Here is a 17701-nt window from a genome sequence, read left to right on the forward strand (position 1 = left end):
TTTCGCTATTTTTCGCGGACTGGCAAGGTTAATAATCCTGCCGCAAAACCGTCATCTGAAGGACATATTTCGGGCAGCATGCCTGAGTCATACCCGGCGTGCTGACCAAGCGCATCGCGCGACGATCTGGCCTTCTCGCTGTGCTTTTATTGTCACTATTAAAATAATTTTGATATTCCTCAAAACTTTTTTAGGCGGGAAGCGGTATTAATTTGGCCGCTTAATCATTGCTTACACTGGTTTATTGAGGAGGAGACCATGAAAACCTATGACCGTAATCGTAACGCTATTGCTACCGGCAGTATGGTCATGATCGCTGGTAACGGTACGACGGGCGTGATTAAAGCGATCCATGGCGAGGGGAAAACCGCCGAGCAGCTGCGTCGGGCGGACTGCGTGGAAATCGACGGCTGCGAGGGACGCTTCTGCCCGTTAGATCTGATCCGTCTCGGTTTCCATTAATCCCTGCCGTCAAGGCACCATGAGCAGGCCACCCAGCGTGGCCTCTTCTTTTTCAGGCTGATCCAGGCGCTTAGCGAAAGCTCCACTGAATACTCATCACGAAGATCGCCGGTATAATAATCCCGCCCTCGACGCCGAAGTAATCGGTAAAGTTGTATTGCAGACCATGATAAATATAGGGCGAAAAACCGACGCCGGTGATTTTTTTGGCGGTGCGGTAGGTGCCTGAGTCGCCGCAGTGGCTGAAAGCGTCAAAGAAAAATTCCCCGGTATAGGCATACACCCCTTTCAGCAGCCAGCCGGTGTCGTTTTTCAGCCAGTCGCGGCGCACGCCGAGGGTCAGACAGCGATCGTCGAAGCTATTTTTCATGGTGCCGACCAGCGCGCTGTATTTTGAATCCGCTGAAAACTTGCGCTCCACCGAGAAAAAGTTGTTGTTGAAATGCTCGTTATATTGTCCGTGGTTACCGGTCATGTGATAAACATAGGAGCCGGTATTCATCGAATAAAGATTGAATTCCCCGGCCTGCGCCGACGGCATGGCAACCAACAATAGCCCGGATAACAAGATCCATAATTTATTTAACATTCAGTAACCTACGCCACACCTGTAAAAAAGAACCCGGCATACTATCACCGCGAAGCTAAACCAAAGGGCAATCAGATACACCGACGCTTTTCGCGGCAGGCAAACATGATGCTATAAGCACTATAGCAGTCGCCCTCTCGCCTGGTGAGCGCCAGCGGCTATACTGCTGACACATTCATCTTATTGATTAAGGACTGCTGTGTTAGCCACTCTCCTCGTTGCGCTGGTCGCTATTATTCATCTCGCCATCCTGGTGCTGGAGATGTTTTTCTGGGAAGCGCCCGCCGGGCGCCGGGCCTTTAACCTCAGCGTCAATTTCGCCCGGGAAAGCCGGGTGCTGGCGGCCAACCAGGGGTTGTATAACGGTTTCCTGGCCGCCGGCCTGGCATGGGGGCTGTGGCTGGGGGCATCGGGCGTGCAGGTGGTGATCTTTTTCCTCGCCTGCGTGCTGGCCGCCGGGATATTCGGCGCGCTGACCGCCAGCCGCAAAATTCTCTATATTCAGGCGCTGCCCGCGCTGCTGGCGCTGCTTGTGGTGCTGGCGCAGGCGTAGGGTCTTGATCCAAAACAGAGAAAGCAGGCGCTAAGGCGGATACTATGTGCCCCCTTCGGTCGGTCATCGACCGTTAATACCTTCTGAGTTCAGAGGCATTTTTATGACATGGCAATCCTTCAAACAGGCCTGGCTTATCCGGTTCTGGTCTCCCGTCCCGGCGGTCATCGCCGCGGGCATTCTCTCAACCTACTATTTTGGCATCACCGGCACCTTCTGGGCGGTGACCGGCGAATTTACCCGCTGGGGTGGCCAGCTGCTGCAGCTGCTGGGGGTCCACAGCGAACAGTGGGGCTATTATCAGCTGATCCATCTCGACGGGACGCCGCTGACCCGCATCGACGGCAGGATGATCATCGGCATGTTCGGCGGCTGCCTGGCCGCGGCATTGTGGGCCAATAACGTCAAACTGCGCTTGCCACGCAGCCGGATCCGCATAGTGCAGGCCGTGGCCGGGGGCATCATCGCCGGGTTCGGCGCGCGGCTGGCGATGGGCTGCAACCTGGCGGCGTTTTTCACCGGCATTCCGCAGTTCTCCCTGCACGCCTGGCTGTTTGCCATCGCCACCGCCATCGGCTCCTGGTTTGGCGCTCGCTTCACCCTGCTGCCTCTATTTCGCATCCCGGTAAAAATGCAAAAGGTATCCGCCGCTTCGCCGTTAACCCAAAAACCGCTGCAGGCACGCCGCCGTTTCCGCCTGGGCATGGCGGTCTTTTTCGCCATGATCGGCTGGGGCCTGCTCACCGCCGCAGACCACCCTGCGCTCGGCCTTGCGATGCTGTTCGGCATCGGCTTCGGTCTGCTTATCGAGCGAGCGCAGATCTGCTTTACCTCCGCCTTTCGCGATATGTGGATCACCGGCCGGACGGTGATGGCGAAGGCGATAATCTTCGGCATGGCGGCGAGCGCCATCGGCATCTTCAGCTATGTGCAACTGGGGATGGCGCCGAAAATCATGTGGGCCGGTCCCAATGCGGCGATCGGCGGGCTACTGTTCGGCTTTGGCATCGTGCTGGCCGGCGGCTGTGAGACCGGCTGGATGTACCGGGCGGTGGAAGGCCAGGTTCACTACTGGTGGGTGGGGCTGGGCAACGTCATTGGCTCCACGCTGCTCGCCTGGTGCTGGGACGATATCGCCGCCCCGCTCGCCACCCACTGGCAAAAGGTCAACCTGCTGAACGCTTTTGGTCCCTTCGGCGGACTGCTGGCGACCTATCTGCTGCTGCTGATCGCCCTGCTGCTGGTGATCGCCTGGGAGAGACATTTTTTCCGCCGCCAGTCGGCAGCGGTCCGGACCGTGAAGGAGAGTGCATGAAAAACATCATCCCTGATTATCGCCTGGACATGGTCGGCGAGCCCTGCCCCTATCCGGCGGTCGCCACCCTGGAGGCGATGCCCTCCCTGCAAAAAGGCGAGATCCTCGAAGTGATAAGCGACTGTCCGCAGTCGATCAATAACATTCCGCTCGATGCCAGGAACCATGGCTATACGGTGCTGGATATTCAGCAGGATGGCCCGACCATTCGCTATCTGATCCAGAAGTAATCCCATTTTCCCGCCGGCGACCTTCATCGCCGGCATGGATTTCCCCGTCTCGCCATGTCCTCACCATCAGATGGGCCGTGCAGGCAAACGATTGCAATAGATTGTAACACTTGAAACGGTGTTCCAGTTATCAAATAACCATTAATATAACGCGGCTATATTATTAAAATACGAATAAGTAACTTCGTGAATGGTTTCTGCCGCTACCGGCCAAAGCCGCACACAGCAATACAATAAGGATAGAAATGGAACTGCTGGCCAGGCTGGGTTATTTTTTTGAGCAAGTGCGTGCAGATGCCGATTTTGCCACCTTCGCCAATGAACTACGTCGGCACCAGGTCTCGTGTTACATCTACTTTGTCTCCACCGGCAATATGAATTTCGTGATGGCAAACGACAAGGTGATCACGATAAAAAGCGCCCGCAGCCTGCTGCGCGTGCGCAGCGCCCCCAACCAGCAGCTGACCTCGGCTGCGGTCATCCGCCATTTTGCCGGCGCCATCAACTTTGAACAATACTGTAAGGATCTCGCCAGCGCCGGGGTGTTTAAGTGGAGTGTCGACCTGGACGAGGAGACTCGCCACTACTGGTCGAAGGATAACCGGCTGCTGTATAAAGAGAGCCTGATTCCCCCCTGAGCGGGTCCCGGGGGGAAGTCTGGTTTGCGGGGCCAGCTCTTAATCGCGGGTCTGCACCCAAAAGGCGTGGATCAGGCCTGGAATATAGCCCAGCAGGGTCAAAATAATGTTGAGAATAAACGCCCAGCCGAAACCTTTCCCCAGCAGAACCCCCAGCGGCGGCAGAATGATAGTAAAAACGATTCTCCAGAATCCCATAAGTTCTCCCTTCATCTAATGTCAACATTTTACTAAGCTATTCAATAGTTAAGCATAGACGCTTTTCACCGCTTCGCCAGCAGGCTGCGCCCTCATCTCCGGTAACAAAAATTATTTCCTGCCGTCACGGATAAAAAAGTCCGCCAAAACATCCACTTTTTTGCCTCATGCTGTGGGCCTGACAGCGAACCGCACAGATTGTCAGTTGACCTGGCTGCCAGTCAGGACTAAGCCTGGAGAAGTTTTATCACATCGAGTCGTTTTACCAACCGGAGAATATCCATGAGTAAACTTGGGATTAATGGTTTTGGTCGTATCGGACGTCTGGTGTTACGCCGTTTATTAGAAGTCGACAGCAGCCTCGAGGTGGTGGCCATCAACGACCTCACCTCGCCAAAAGTGCTGGCCTACCTGTTAAAGCATGATTCAAACTACGGCCCCTTCCCGTGGAGCGTCGACTTCACGGAAGATGCGCTGATCGTCAACGGCAAGACCATCACCGTGTATGCCGAAAAAGAGGCGCAGCATATTCCGTGGCAGGCGGCGGGCGCGGAAGTGATTGTGGAGTGTACCGGGTTCTACACCTCGGCAGAGAAATCGCAGGCCCATCTTCAGGCCGGCGCACGCAAGGTACTGATTTCGGCCCCCGCCGGCGAGATGAAAACCATCGTCTATAACGTCAACGATGACACCCTGACGGCGGATGACACCATCATCTCCGTCGCCTCCTGCACCACCAACTGCCTGGCGCCAATGGCCAAAGTGCTGCAGGACGCCTTCGGCATCACCGTAGGCACCATGACCACCATCCACGCCTATACCGGCACCCAGTCGCTGGTGGACGGGCCGCGCGGTAAAGATCTGCGCGCCTCCAGGGCGGCGGCGGAAAACGTCATCCCGCACACCACCGGCGCGGCCAAAGCTATCGGCCTGGTGATCCCCGCCCTGAGCGGCAAGCTGAAAGGCCATGCCCAGCGCGTACCGACCAAAACCGGCTCAGTGACAGAGCTGGTGTCGGTGCTGGAGAAAAAGGTAACTGCGGATGAGGTCAATCAAGCGATGAAGCAGGCGGCCGAGGGCAATGAATCCTTTGGCTATACCGAAGAAGAGATTGTCTCTTCCGATATCATCGGCAGCCATTTCGGTTCAATCTACGATGCCACCCAGCTGGAGATTGTGGAGGCCGGCGGCGTACAGCTGGTGAAAACCGTCGCCTGGTACGACAACGAATACGGTTTTGTCACCCAGCTGATCCGCGTGCTGGAGAAATTTGCCCGCTAAGTGAACGGCGGACAGCCTGCGCGGCCCGCCGATTCTGTATTGAGCGCCTCAGGCCTGCAGATAGACCACCTGGGTCTGCAGGTACTCATTCAGGCCATGGCGGCCATCTGCGCCGCCGATCCCTGATTTACGCCAGCCGGCGTGGAATCCCTGCATCGCCTCAAAGTTCTCGCGGTTGATATAGGTTTCGCCGAACTTCAGCCCCTTAATCGCCTTCATCGCCACGTTGAGATCGCGGGTGTAAATTGAGGAGGTGAGGCCATAATCGCTGTCATTGGCCATCGCCAGCGCTTCATCGAGAGTTGAAAACGCCACCACCGGCAGCACCGGACCGAAGGTTTCCTCATGGATAATATCCATCTCCTGACGCACATCCAGCAGCAGGGTCGGCGGATAAAAATAGCCTTTCCCCTCCAGCGGCTGACCGCCCAGCGCTACCCGCGCCCCCTGCGCCACCGCCTTCGCCACTTTGCGCGCCACCTGATCCCGCGCGGCAGCGTTGATCAGCGGCCCCATCGCGATGTCATCCCGCGCCGCCGGGTCGCCAAACTGCACGGCCTTCATCGCCTCGCCGAGGCGGTTGACGAAGCGGTCGTAAATCCCCTGCTGAACATAGACCCGCTCGACGCAGTTGCACACCTGCCCGGTGTTGATCACCCGCGAGTCCACCACCGCCTTCACCGCCAGCTCCACATCCGCATCGTCCATGACGATGGCCGGCGCTTTGCCGCCAAGCTCAAGGCACACTTTGGTGATATTTTTCGCCGCGGCGGCCATGATTTTCTCCCCCGCCGCCACGCTGCCGGTCATGCTGACCATCGCCACCTTCGGATTGCCGGCCAGCTCCTGGCCGACGGTTTCCCCACGGCCGAGCACCAGGTTAAAGACCCCTTTCGGCAGCCCAACCTGGTGGACGATCTCGGCGAAAGCGATGGCGTTATTGGGCGTGAATTCGCTGGGCTTAATGACGATGGTATTTCCGGTGATCAGCGCCGGCGCCAGCTTGCGGGCGATAAGAAAAAACGGGAAGTTCCACGGCAGGATCCCGGTGGTCACCCCCAGCGCGCGTTTGAAGACAAGGATATTTTCCCCGGGACGGTCGCTCTGCACGATCTCCCCTTCATAACGCCGCGCCCATTCGGCCATGTAGTCGAGATAGTCGGCGGTGAACGCCACCTCCACCGCCGCCAGCTGCTGGATCTTGCCGCCTTCAGCGACGATCAGCCCGGCGATGTCATCGGCACGCTGACGGATGCCGGCGGCAATTTTGCGCAGCCAGCCCGCGCGCTCAATGGCCGGCAGCGCCTCCCAGGCCGGCTGGGCGCGCTCCGCCGCGTCAATCGCCAGCCGCGCCTCTTCCGCGGTCCCGTCCGGGATCCGCGACAGCAGCGCTTCGGTCGCCGGGTTAAGCACGTCGATCCAGCCGTCGCCGTGACCGGAAACGAACTGGCCATCAATATACATCTGGTGTTGAACGGGTGCTGTCATGGCTGCTCCTGTGGTGCATTTGTATTTAACAAGTGATTTTTTTGTTAAATATCGGGCGGATAAGCCGTGGCTTCGCAGCACGTTGGCGCAGTTTTGTGAGCTGATTCATAAAACCGGGCCAAAAATACCCGGTTGAGGTTACATTTCAATAACACAAATTGCCCGTTTGCGATAAATCTGCCGCAAACGGGCATTTATCAGCCGAGGATGCGGGCCTGCAGCGCCCCGGCGAGCCGGTCATCCTCCCGCAGCTGTCGCCAGGCGTCGAGGATCTCCGGCGGGAAAGTCACGTGGCTGATAAAGTCTTTCCCCCGTGGACCGTACCCTTCAGGGGAATCCTGCAGACGCGGCAGTTCGCCGAGCAGCAGCGCCAGGTAGCGGGTCACCGGCCACAGCCCCGCCCCGCCGCCCACGAACCCCAGCTGGCCGTCGGTCTGTTGCAGCACCGGCGTGCAGCCGGGAAAGCTCAGCCACTGCGGCGGCGTCGTCGCCCCCTGCCAGACGCGGGCGAAGGTGGCCATCGTCCGCCGCTGCATGGTGGGGTCCTGAATGACGATCCCGCGACGATGGGGGATCCCCCGACTCTCCAGCATTGTGCGAGTAAAGCGCGCGTTTTCGCCGCAGTTGGTCGACCGATCCTCCACCACCAGCCGCGGGCGAGGAATGTGCCAGAAGTCATGCGCAATATCAGCCAGAATATGCGCTTCCGGACGCCCCTCCACCGCGAGCGAACGGTAGCGCGGATCTTCGCGCACCGCCTCATACAGAAAACCGGTAGAGTGCCCTACGCCGCCGCTGATCAGCAGCGGAACCTCCTGCTCCACCGCCAGTCGGCAGGCGGCGTCGATGGTAGGGATCACGGCGTTGCCAGCCAGCACCACCACATCCACCGCCGGCGGCGCGGTCAGCGTCGCCAGATCGTTTTGCGCCAGCCAGCCGCCGGTCAGGTTTGCCGCCGCCAGCGTCGTCGCCGACAGCGGGGGAAAGTGTTCTGCCATTCTGATCTCCTTAATCACCTCTCAGCCGCGCAGAGAGAATAGTCTGGCCATCATAAACGCCGCCTGCCGGGGCGCAAAGCGACGCTGATTTGTAACTATTTTGAAATAACAAGAAACATCTAAAAACACGCAGGTTGCACCTGAATAACTGACCATGAAAATAACAAAAAACAGCAAAAACAGGTGGAAAATAAAAATTTACCTCGCGGTTACACCAGATAAAAGCGCGTTTTCTTGCCCGCATTGCCGAGGGATAACTTGCCAATTGTAACCATCAACTCTAAGTTGCTTAACAATTACACAACCTTTTTCACATCAGGTTGCACCCTGCACGCACAGAGTGACACCTGACCTTTTACCGTGGCGGGAGAACGTTTCGTAATGAGCAATCCAGCAAGCAACACTGCATCCATTCTGCAGAAAAACAAGAAGGTACTGATCGCGAGCCTGACCGGCAGCGCCATCGAATGGTTCGATTATTTTCTCTATGGCACCGCCGCCGCGCTGGTGTTTAACAAAATCTTCTTTCCGATGGTCGACCCGGTCATTGGTCTGATCCTCTCCTGGCTCTCCTTTTCGCTCACCTTTTTTATCCGCCCCATCGGCGGAGTCATTTTCGCCCATATCGGCGATCGCATCGGTCGCAAGAAGACGCTGGTGCTCACCCTGTCGCTGATGGGCAGCGCCACGGTGGCCATTGGCCTGCTGCCCACCTACGAGATGGTGGGCCTGTGGGCGCCGGCCCTGCTGATTACCCTGCGCATTATTCAGGGCATGGGTATCGGCGGCGAATGGGGCGGCGCGCTGCTGCTGGCCTACGAATACGCCCCGGAAAAGCGGAAAGGCTTTTTCGGCAGTATTCCCCAGGCCGGCGTGACCATCGGCATGCTGATGGCAACCTTCATCGTCTCGCTGATGACCCTGTTCGATGAGGCGCAGTTTCTCGCCTGGGGCTGGCGCATTCCGTTCCTGCTCAGCTCCGTCCTCGTTTTCCTCGGCCTGTGGATCCGCAAAGACATCGACGAAACGCCCGCCTTTAAGCAGGTGAAACAGTCTGGCCAGGTGGCGAAGGCTCCGCTGCGCGAGACGCTCAAACACCACTGGCGGGAAGTGCTGATCGCCGCGGGTCTGAAAGTGGTGGAGACCGCCCCCTTCTATATCTTCTCCACCTTTGTGGTCAGCTACGCCACCACCACCCTGAGCTATCAGAAGTCGCAGGCGCTGGAATCCGTCACCCTGGGCGCGCTGGTGGCCACCGTGATGATCCCGCTGATGGGGCTGCTGTCCGACAAGGTGGGTCGGCAAAAAATGTACACCCTGAGCGTGGTGCTGCTGGGGCTGTTTATCGTCCCGTGGTTCCTGCTGCTCGACACCGGCACCAGCTGGGGCATTATGCTGGCGACGATCGTTGCCTTCGGCATCCTGTGGGCGCCGGTGACCGCGGTGCTGGGCACCCTGTGCTCAGAGATATTCAGCGCCAATGTGCGCTATACCGGGATCACCCTCGGCTACCAGCTGGGCGCCGCGCTGGCCGGGGGCACCGCGCCGCTTATCGCCACCGGTCTGCTGGCGAAATACGATGGTGACTGGCGACCGGTGGCCGTCTACCTGGGCGTGACGGTGGCGATTTCGCTGCTGGCGATATTCTGCGCCAGCCGGATGAAATCCGTCCCTGGCGCGGCGCGCTCCCGGGCGGAAAGCGCCTAACCGCAGCCGGTCCGGGCTACCTCGGCGCCGACCATCCTGCCCGGGTGCTGCGCTTGCGCGGGCCTACAGGGGGATCACGCCGCGGGGGAAACCGCTCATCCCAGGCTCAGTAAGACAGTAGGCCCGGTAAGGTGCCAGCCGCCACCGGGCAGACGAACGGGAACAACGGCTAAGACGCCCTGGCCACCCCCTTTAGCCGGCCGCCAGGGCCGGCGGGTGTCAGGCGCTCTGATTGTCCAGCTGAAGCTGCCCCTCGCGCCGCTGCTTCAGCTTCCAGAAGGCCCACAGCGCGATAAACCACAGCGGAGAAGCCAGCAGCGCCAGCAGCGTGTCCGGGTCAAAGATCATGATGAAGATGGCGAAGGCGAAGAACAGCAGGCTCACCCAGCTCATCGCCACGCCAAAGGGCATCTTAAAGATCGAACCGGCATGCAGGTCCGGACGCTGACGGCGATAAACCAGATAGGCCGCGAGGATCATCCCCCAGCTGAACACCACCATAATCGCCGCCAGGGTCGAGACGATGGTGAACAGGGTCATCACATTCGGCACCAGGAACAGCAGCAGCGTACCGATCAGCATGCAGAAGCAGGAGAACAGCAGGCTGCGCACCGGAATGCGGGTGCTGCGCGACAGAATGCGGAACTGCCAGTGCGCATGCTTCTCCACCGACAGGCCGTACAGCATGCGGGTGCTGGAGAAGACCCCGCTGTTGGCCGAGGACATCGCCGAGGTCAGCGCCACGAAGTTAATCACCGCCGCCGCCGCGGGCAGCCCGGCTTTGGCAAACAGCGTTACGAAGGGGCTGGTCTCCGCCGACACCCCCGGCCAGGAGGCGACAGCGATGATCACCACCATCGACAGCAGATAGAAGATGATAATCCGCAGCGGCAGCGCATTGATCGCCTTGGGCAAAATGCGCTGCGGATCGCGGGTCTCCGCCGTCATCGTCCCCAGCAGTTCGATACCGGTAAAAGAGAAGATCGCTATCTGGAAGCCAGCGAAAAAGCCGGTGATACCGTGAGGCATAAAGGCCGTCGGGTCGGTGAGATGGCTCAGGGAAGCCGTCACGCCGTCCGGAGAGGTCCAGCCGGTGGCAATCATCCAGCCGCCGGTGACGATCAGGGCGATAATGGTGATCACCTTGATCAGGGCGAACCAGAACTCCGCCTCGCCAAACATCTTCACCGACAGCAGGTTGAGCAGGAACAGGATAGCCAGCATGCTGAGGGCCGGCATCCACGCCGACAGCTCGGGGAACCAGTACTGCATATAGCTCCCGCACACCACCACGTCGGCGATGCAGGTCACCACCCAGCTCAGCCAGTAGGTCCAGCCGAGATAAAAGCTGGCCTGCGGTCCGAGATACTCGCCGACAAAGTCGGCAAACGAGCGGTAGTCATGGCGAGTGAGCAGCAGCTCCCCCATCGCCCGCATCACCATATAGGTAAAGAACCCGACCAGTACATAGATAACCAGGATCGAGGTGCCGGCGACGGCGATGTTGCGCCCCGCCCCCATAAACAGCCCGGTGCCGATGGCGCCGCCGAGGGCAATCATCTGGATATGGCGGGCGCCAAGCCCGCGCTTAAGCTGTGACGCGCCTTCACCTCCGGCGGCAGATGGCGCCTGATGTTGATGTTCAGTCATGGTGTTTCCTCAGGCTGGTTGCGGGAGGTGAAGCGCCGCGGCGCGGAGCAGCAGCCCGGCGCGCTGGCCGGTAGCGACCCCGGCATTGGGAAAGAGGATATAGGGGGCACGGGCCTGCACCACCCACCGTTTCTCTGCCTGGCGGGCGATCTCATACCCTGCCGGGAGCGCGGTGAAGTTCTCGACGTTGGCCGCCAGATTGAGCGTAAATTCCCCTTCGCGCTTGATGATGCTCTCCTCGACCAGGAAGTAATCCACCGGCGCTTTATCGCGCGCCGGCAGCGGCGCGTCAGAAATCCAGGCCCGGATCGCCGCGTCGGCGGCGGCGAACAGGCTAAGATCGTTGGCGCCGAACGGCATCACTTTTCCCAGCTCAAGGGTGGCGCTTTGCGCGGCGAACTTTTCGCAGGTGAAGTGGGTGAAGGTCCCGCCCGCTTCGGTATGGCGCACGATGGCGTCCATCCCGCTGGCCTGCAGCAGCTGATAGAAACCGGGCGAAAAATCCTCCTCGTGGGCCGGGAGCAGCGCAAACTGGCGATACAGCGACCCGCGAATGGCGGTATGCATATCGAGATGACTACGGCTGACCGGCCCCGCCGCATCGGCGGCGCGATAGAAGGCCTGCACCGCCTGCTCGAGAGCAAAAGCCCGCCGCGACTCATTGCCCGGGGTGACCGCCAGATGGCGGCCGCCGAACAGGCGATTGAGGTCGTTGTGCAGATAGCGACGCGCGGCGCGGATCGCCGGCAGGTTACCAAAAACGATCAGCAGCGCCTGGGTGAGCGGCTGCCGCCCCTGGCTCAGATCGTGAGTCAGCTGCAGCAGCAGCTCGGTCGGCGCGGTCTCATTGCCATGGACGCCAGCGGAGAGGATCGTCGCCTGACGCCACGGCGTGGCCGGCAGCAACTGCAGGATGCCCTCGCCCAGCCAGCGGGCCTCGATGTCCGCCGGAAAGGTCCACGCCTGCAGGCGGCAGTGCAGTAAATCGTTAACCAGATGCTCCATCTGCCGCTCCTTAACGCTGAAAATCATAGACAGCGCCCAGACGCAGGATCTGCGTCAGCTCATCCAGCGCCTGATAAACCTCGCGCAGCAGCTGCGGGTCTGCCAGATCGCGGGCGTGCAGCCGGTCACGGTAATGTTTTTCCACCCACGCCGTCAGCTGCTGGTAACGTTCGTCGTTCATCAGGCTGTGGGCGTTGACCGCCTTACGTTCAGACTCGTTGAGCACCACCCGCAGCCGCAGGCAGGCCGGGCCGCCGCCGTTGCGCATGCTTTCCCGCAGGTCAAAAACCGCCACTTCATCGATCGGCGACGCGCTGTCGGCCGCGAGATCGCTCAGGTAACGCCAGACGTTTTCCCGCTGGCGGCACTCCTCTGGCACCACAATCAGCATCTTGCCGTCGGGTTTGCTCAGCAGCTGGCTGTTGAACAGATAGGAGGCCACCGCGTCATCGAGCGACACCCGCTCGTCCGGCACTTCCACGCTGGTAAACGGAATATTGAGACTGTCGCTTTTTGCCCGCAGCGTCGCCAATACTGTCGACTGATCGACAAACGCCTGCTGATGGTGGAACAGCACATGGCGATTGCTGACCGCGATAACGTCGTTATGAAACACGCCGCGATCGATAGCCTGCGGCGCCTGCTGGGCAAACACCGTATAGCGCGGATCCAGCTGGTGCAGACGGGCCACCGCTTCGCTGGCCTCGAGGGTCTGCCGCGCCGGATACTTCACCGGGGCGATCCCGCCGCTGGCGCGTCGACCGTAGACAAACAGCTGCACGCCCTGACGATCGTACTCCCGGCAGAAGCGGTTATGGTTGGCCGCGCCTTCGTCGCCGAGGTCGCCATGCTGCGGCAGCGCCGCGTGGTGGGCGAAGTAGCGCGGATCGGCGAAGGTGGCGCGCAGGATCGCCGAGGTGGTGGGCGCCTCCTGCATGCGGTGCAGTTTATTGTTCAGGTTGGCGACGGTGAAATGAACTTTGCCATCGGCGCTATCCGCCGACGGCGAAACGGTCGCCGCGTTGGCAGTCCACATCGACGAGGCGGAGCTGAAGGCGGAGAGCAGCTGCGGCGCCGCCTGGGCCGCCTGGCGGATGACCTGCTCATCGCTGCCCTCGAATCCCAGGTCGCGCAGCAGACGCAGGTTCGGCCGCGGCTGCGGCGGCAGAATCCCCTGCACGAATCCGCGATCGGCAAGGGCTTTCATTTTATACAGCCCCTGCAGCGCCGCCTTTTTAGGGTTAGAGAGACCATCGCGGTTATTTTGCGAGGCTTCATTGCCGACGGAGAGTCCGGCATAGTGGTGCGTCGGGCCGACCAGGCCATCAAAGTTAGCTTCAAAACCAGACATATGTCCTCACAGGATCCGTTATCAGAATGGCAGGCCCGGCGATACGTTCGCCGGAAGCGTCAGCGTGTCGCTGACCAGAGAGGCCATCGGCCAGGCACAGTAATCGGCGGCGTACCACGCTGCCGCGCGGTGGTTGCCGGAGGCGCCCACCCCGCCAAACGGCGCTTTACTGGAAGCGCCGGTCAGCGGCTTGTTCCAGTTGACGATCCCGGCGCGCGCCTCGTCCGCCAGCTGGTCAAACTGTGCCGCATCGCTGGAGATCAGCCCCACGGCCAGGCCATAGCGGGTCTGGTTGGCGAGGCGAATCGCCTCCGGGAAGTCGTCGTAACGGATAACCGTCAGCAGCGGGCCAAAGTACTCTTCATCCGGCACCTCGATACCGGTGACGTCGACGATCCCCGGGGTCAGCACCGTGGAGTGCGGGTCGGGCTGGCGCAGGCGCAGCAGCACCTTGCCGCCAAGCGCCTCCAGTTTCTGCTGCGCCGCCAGCATGTTCTGCGCCGCCTCAAGGGAAATCACCCCACCCATAAACGGCGCCGGCTGGTCATCCCATTTCCCGGCGCGGATCTGCGCGCTGGCCTCCACCAGCCGCCGCAGCAGCGCATCCCCCTGCTCGCCGCGCTGAACAATCAGCCGGCGTGCGCAGGTGCAGCGCTGTCCGGCGGAGATAAACGCCGACTGGATAATCACATGTAGCGCCGCATCGACATCGGCCACATCAGCCACGATCAGCGCGTTGTTGCCGCCCATTTCGAGGGCCAGCATCTTCTCCGGCTGGCCGCCGAAGTAGCGATGGAAGTGGAAACCCGCCGCTGCGCTGCCGGTGAACAGCACGCCGTCGATATCGCGGTTTTCCAGCAGCGCCTGGCCGGTGGCTTTCCCGCCCTGCAGCAGGTTAATCACCCCGTCGGGGACGCCCGCCTGCTGCCACAGCTGGACCGTCAGTTCCGCAGTGGCCGGCGTCAGCTCGCTGGGTTTAAATACGATAGTATTCCCGGCGATCAGCGCCGGAATGATATGCCCGTTGGGCAGGTGGCCCGGGAAGTTGTAAGGGCCGAAGACCGCCATCACGCCGTGCGGCTTGTGGCGCAGCAGCGCTTTACCGTCCGGCATCGTCGACTCGTGAAAGCCCGTCCGCTGGTGATAGGCCTCGATGGAGATGGCGGCTTTGCCGATCATCGCCTGCACTTCGGTGCGGGTCTCCCACAGCGGCTTGCTGGTCTCCCGGGAAATCAGGGTCGCCAGCGCCTCTTTATGCGTCTCCAGCAGCGCGGCGAAACGCTGTACGACGTCAATACGCTCGGCCAGCGGGCGGTGCGACCAGGGATAAAACGCGGCGCGCGCCGCGGCGCAGGCCGCCTGGACGTCGTCGGCCCCCGCGCTGGCCGCCTGCCACAGCAGAGACTGATCCTCCGGGGCCAGTTTGCTCATCGTTGCGCCGCTGCCCGGCTGCCACTGCCCGGCTATGAACTGTGCTTTTACCGCCATGATCTGTTTTCCTCTGGGTTCAGGGTTACCGTATAAACGCGGTCGGTCTCAGTGACCTGCAGCGCATCCAGCGCGGCGGCGTCCAGTGAGACCTGCTTTTCGTGGGCCACCAGCAGCGCCCGAAAATTGTCGAACTGACCGTTGGCGACGAGCGTCGGCGCCGACAGCGTGCCCGCCAACTGCTGAGCCGGCAGGCACTGGCAGTCGCGCACGGCGCGGATCTGATCGGTCTCCGCCTCCAGCACCGGACCGGCATCGAAAATATCCACCGAGCCGCGCCAGCTGAACCCCTCTTTCTCGAGGATCGCCCGCGCGGGGGCGGTGTTGGGGTGCACCTGGCCGATGACCTGACGGGCATTCTCCGGCAGCAGCGAGATATAGATCGGGTACGCCGGCATCAGCTCGGCAATAAAGGTTTTCATGCCGGTGCCGGTCAGCCGGTCGGCATCGGCGAACGGGATCTCGAAGAAGTGATGGCCCAGCGCATCCCAGAACGGCGACTGCCCTTGCTCATCGCTGCAGCCGCGCAGTTCGGCAAACAGGTGCGGCGAAAACCACTCGCGGAAGGCGGCGATAAACAAAAACCGCGCTTTGGAGAGCAGCAGACCGTTGCGGTTGCGCTGATACTCAGGGTCGAGAAACAGCGTACACAGCTCGCTGTGGCCGGTGTGGTCATAGCTCAGATTGAGCAGCTCCTGGGGCTTATAGACCCCCAGCGCTTTCGAGGCGCGGACCGTTTTCTGAATGCGAAAATTGTAAAACGGCTCGTCCAGGCCTACCGCCACCTCAATGGCGCTGACCCCCACCACCCGCGACAGCGCGGTGTCTTCCAGCACAAACAGAAAGCCTTGCTGGCCGCGCGGCAGCGCGCCGGCAAAAGTGTCAATGCTGCGGCGGATCCGGGCGGCCAGGCGCCCGGCATCATGGGGTAAGGAGGTCATGCCGACCCCCGCCCGCGCGGCAAGGCGGACGATGTCGTCAAGATCGTTTTCCCGTACGGGACGAAATAGCATCACAGGCCGTCCTCCCGGTTAGCGGGTTAAGCGGGCAACGGCGCGATCGAGGCGCACGAAGGCTTCCGCAATATCTGCCAGCGGGATATTGAGCGCCGGCGCGAAGCGCAGCACGTCCGGACCGGCAATCAGGGCGATCACACCCTCTTCCGCCGCCAGGTTGGTCAGGGTTTTGGCCTTCCCGCGCAGCGGTCCCGCCAGCTCGGCGCCGATCAGCAGACCGGCGCCGCGCACGGCGCTAAACGCATCGTAACGGGCAGAGAGGGCATTCAGCTGGTCGACGATCAGCGCATGGCGCTCGCCGACGCCCGCCAGCAGCGGCGCATCCAGATGGGCCAGCACGGCGTTGGCGACGGTCGCCGCCAGCGGGTTGCCGCCGAAGGTGGTGCCATGGGTGCCTGGCTGGAAGACCTGCGCCCAGGCCTCTTTCGCCAGCATCGCGCCGATCGGGAAGCCGCCCCCCAGCCCTTTGGCGCTGGTGAGGATGTCCGGGACGACGTTGTAATGCTGGTAGGCGTAGAGATGGCCGGTACGCCCGGCGCCGGTCTGTACCTCATCAAATATCAGGGTGGCATGATGGCGATCGCAAAGGGCGCGCAGCGCCTGGAGGAACGCCGGGTCCGCCGGGATCACCCCGCCTTCGCCGATAATCGGCTCGACAATCACCGCGCAGGTGCGCGAGGAGATCGCCGCAGTCACCGCCTCGATATCGTTATAGGGCAGATGGGTAATGCCCTGCGGCAGCGGCGCATAATCGCTGGAATATTTCGGCTGGCCGCCGACGGAGACGGTGAACAGCGTGCGACCGTGGAAGGCGTGGTTGAAGGCGATGATTTCGCTTTTTTCACCGCCGAACTTATCGTGGGCATATTTCCGCGCCAGCTTAAGGGCCGCCTCGTTCGCTTCGGCGCCGGAGTTGCAGAAGAACACCTTGTCGGCAAAGCTGGACTGCACGAGGGTTTTCGCCAGCTGCAGCACCGGTTCGTTGGTATAGCCATTGCCGATATGCCACAGTTTCGCCAGTTGCCCCTGGAGGGCCTCTGCCAGCGCCGGGTGAGCATGGCCCAGGGCGTTCACTGCGATGCCGCCCGCCATATCAATATACTCTTTCCCCTGCTGGTCCCAGACGCGGGAGCCCGCCGCCCTCACCGGAATAAACGGCGCGGGGGCAAAACAGGGAACCAGGTAAGCGTCAAAATCTTCGCGAGTCATGCTGCCTGACATAATTTATCTCCGGAACGTAAGGCGACGGAAAACGCTCCCGTCGCGTTGGACAATCGACATTAACCCTGACCCTCGGCTTATTTTGGGCACGAGCGCGCCCGCTGCGATGGTAAAAATATTCACCACAGAAAAGTTAAGCCCTATTCTTTGCGCGGGTAATTGTTAATTCATGGTTAATGCCATGTTGTTGTGTGGGCTAATGCTGGCCTGTGAACAATAAGATTGTCAATACGGGGAAACGCAATTTATTCACTTTTTGAAGATCATCAAGATAATGAAAAACATAGAAAAAATATTTTCCTATTCACTTAAGTGAATAAAAAGTGAATTAAAATTCACAGCTTGCGGGTGGTTCTTGTGCGTAGTTATTCACTTAAAAAATAAAAAATCTAACAAAAATTTAAAAATCGGAATTGCCGTCAAATACCGCTTTATAAAATTGGTGATACCATTCATTGCACAGAGTTTACTGCTGTAGCTATTCCACGGTTTTACACGACATAAATAACAC

General features: G+C 60.3%; 18 protein-coding genes and 1 pseudogene. 9 read left to right on the forward strand and 10 right to left on the reverse strand.

Annotated features, from left to right (window positions below; genetic code table 11):
* The first annotated feature begins 258 nt into the window (after positions 1 to 258).
* Positions 259 to 462 (forward strand): putative selenium delivery protein YdfZ, encoded by a 204-nt coding sequence (ydfZ, locus tag ABLV76_RS22815; RefSeq protein WP_004151566.1) that lies wholly within the window; start codon positions 259 to 261, stop codon positions 460 to 462.
* Positions 463 to 532: 70 nt separating this feature from the next.
* Here ydfZ and ABLV76_RS22820 read toward each other — a convergent pair whose 3' ends face one another.
* A complete protein-coding gene (locus ABLV76_RS22820; RefSeq protein ID WP_075201775.1) occupies positions 533 to 1012 on the reverse strand; it encodes a hypothetical protein in 480 nt (159 codons plus the stop codon).
* A 238-nt stretch (positions 1013 to 1250) separates the two neighbouring features.
* Between ABLV76_RS22820 and ABLV76_RS22825 the strand changes: the two genes are divergently transcribed.
* The 4 genes from ABLV76_RS22825 (at position 1251) to ABLV76_RS22840 (ending at position 3787) form a co-directional block, all read left to right on the forward strand.
* Positions 1251 to 1604 (forward strand): DUF1304 domain-containing protein, encoded by a 354-nt coding sequence (locus ABLV76_RS22825; RefSeq protein WP_080841004.1) that lies wholly within the window; start codon positions 1251 to 1253, stop codon positions 1602 to 1604.
* A 103-nt stretch (positions 1605 to 1707) separates the two neighbouring features.
* Complete coding sequence (gene yedE / locus ABLV76_RS22830; protein ID WP_064150134.1) at positions 1708 to 2919, forward strand: selenium metabolism membrane protein YedE/FdhT; 1212 nt, start codon at positions 1708 to 1710, stop codon at positions 2917 to 2919.
* Positions 2916 to 3149 carry a sulfurtransferase-like selenium metabolism protein YedF gene (gene yedF, locus ABLV76_RS22835; RefSeq protein ID WP_004204092.1) on the forward strand — a complete coding sequence of 78 codons (234 nt, stop codon included), beginning with the start codon at positions 2916 to 2918 and terminating at the stop codon, positions 3147 to 3149. Before yedE ends, yedF begins: the two co-directional genes overlap by 4 nt.
* Before the next feature lie 245 nt (positions 3150 to 3394).
* Positions 3395 to 3787 (forward strand): DUF1398 domain-containing protein, encoded by a 393-nt coding sequence (locus ABLV76_RS22840; RefSeq protein ID WP_004204091.1) that lies wholly within the window; start codon positions 3395 to 3397, stop codon positions 3785 to 3787.
* A gap of 39 nt (positions 3788 to 3826) precedes the next feature.
* Here ABLV76_RS22840 and ABLV76_RS22845 read toward each other — a convergent pair whose 3' ends face one another.
* Entirely contained in the window at positions 3827 to 3985 is a 159-nt protein-coding gene (locus ABLV76_RS22845) for a YqaE/Pmp3 family membrane protein (RefSeq protein ID WP_002903230.1), read from the reverse strand.
* A gap of 282 nt (positions 3986 to 4267) precedes the next feature.
* Between ABLV76_RS22845 and gap the strand changes: the two genes are divergently transcribed.
* On the forward strand, positions 4268 to 5266 hold the full coding sequence (gap, locus tag ABLV76_RS22850; RefSeq protein ID WP_023318131.1) for a type I glyceraldehyde-3-phosphate dehydrogenase: 999 nt from the start codon (positions 4268 to 4270) through the stop codon (positions 5264 to 5266).
* Positions 5267 to 5314: 48 nt separating this feature from the next.
* On the opposite strand, the gene aldA is transcribed toward gap, so the two are convergent.
* Positions 5315 to 6754, reverse strand: coding sequence for an aldehyde dehydrogenase (gene aldA, locus ABLV76_RS22855; protein WP_004204088.1), 1440 nt, complete (start codon positions 6752 to 6754; stop codon positions 5315 to 5317).
* Between aldA and ABLV76_RS22860 the strand changes: the two genes are divergently transcribed.
* Complete coding sequence (locus ABLV76_RS22860; RefSeq protein ID WP_032425978.1) at positions 6753 to 6890, forward strand: hypothetical protein; 138 nt, start codon at positions 6753 to 6755, stop codon at positions 6888 to 6890. The two genes, aldA and ABLV76_RS22860, sit on opposite strands and share 2 nt — an antisense overlap.
* Before the next feature lie 61 nt (positions 6891 to 6951).
* Here the strand turns inward: ABLV76_RS22860 and ABLV76_RS22865 are convergent, their stop codons facing one another.
* Positions 6952 to 7752, reverse strand: coding sequence for a YdcF family protein (locus tag ABLV76_RS22865; protein ID WP_004204086.1), 801 nt, complete (start codon positions 7750 to 7752; stop codon positions 6952 to 6954).
* 381 nt (positions 7753 to 8133) lie between these two features.
* On the opposite strand from ABLV76_RS22865, the gene ABLV76_RS22870 reads away from it, so the two are divergent.
* Positions 8134 to 9459, forward strand: a complete 1326-nt coding sequence (locus ABLV76_RS22870) for an MFS transporter (RefSeq protein WP_004204084.1) — start codon at positions 8134 to 8136, stop codon at positions 9457 to 9459.
* Positions 9460 to 9678: 219 nt separating this feature from the next.
* Here ABLV76_RS22870 and ABLV76_RS22875 read toward each other — a convergent pair whose 3' ends face one another.
* The 6 genes from ABLV76_RS22875 to ABLV76_RS22900 are packed head-to-tail and all read right to left on the reverse strand — an operon-like array spanning position 9679 to position 17190.
* On the reverse strand, positions 9679 to 11109 hold the full coding sequence (locus tag ABLV76_RS22875) for an amino acid permease (protein WP_017898712.1): 1431 nt from the start codon (positions 11107 to 11109) through the stop codon (positions 9679 to 9681).
* 9 nt (positions 11110 to 11118) lie between these two features.
* Positions 11119 to 12114 (reverse strand): succinylglutamate desuccinylase, encoded by a 996-nt coding sequence (astE, locus tag ABLV76_RS22880; RefSeq protein ID WP_004204082.1) that lies wholly within the window; start codon positions 12112 to 12114, stop codon positions 11119 to 11121.
* 10 nt (positions 12115 to 12124) lie between these two features.
* On the reverse strand, positions 12125 to 13465 hold the full coding sequence (gene astB, locus ABLV76_RS22885) for an N-succinylarginine dihydrolase (protein WP_064187288.1): 1341 nt from the start codon (positions 13463 to 13465) through the stop codon (positions 12125 to 12127).
* 21 nt (positions 13466 to 13486) lie between these two features.
* Entirely contained in the window at positions 13487 to 14953 is a 1467-nt protein-coding gene (gene astD / locus ABLV76_RS22890; protein ID WP_049004372.1) for a succinylglutamate-semialdehyde dehydrogenase, read from the reverse strand.
* Positions 14944 to 15966, reverse strand: a complete 1023-nt coding sequence (gene astA / locus ABLV76_RS22895) for an arginine N-succinyltransferase (RefSeq protein WP_080837678.1) — start codon at positions 15964 to 15966, stop codon at positions 14944 to 14946. Before astA ends, astD begins: the two co-directional genes overlap by 10 nt.
* Before the next feature lie 18 nt (positions 15967 to 15984).
* Entirely contained in the window at positions 15985 to 17190 is a 1206-nt protein-coding gene (locus ABLV76_RS22900; RefSeq protein ID WP_049115197.1) for a bifunctional succinylornithine transaminase/acetylornithine transaminase, read from the reverse strand.
* Between the two features lie 169 nt (positions 17191 to 17359).
* Here ABLV76_RS22900 and ABLV76_RS22905 point away from each other — a divergent pair.
* Positions 17360 to 17506 (forward strand): annotated as a pseudogene (locus tag ABLV76_RS22905) (hypothetical protein).
* Positions 17507 to 17701: the final 195 nt, after the last annotated feature.

The organism is Klebsiella sp. GB_Kp047 (assembly GCF_040065235.1).
Lineage (GTDB): Bacteria > Pseudomonadota > Gammaproteobacteria > Enterobacterales > Enterobacteriaceae > Klebsiella > Klebsiella quasipneumoniae.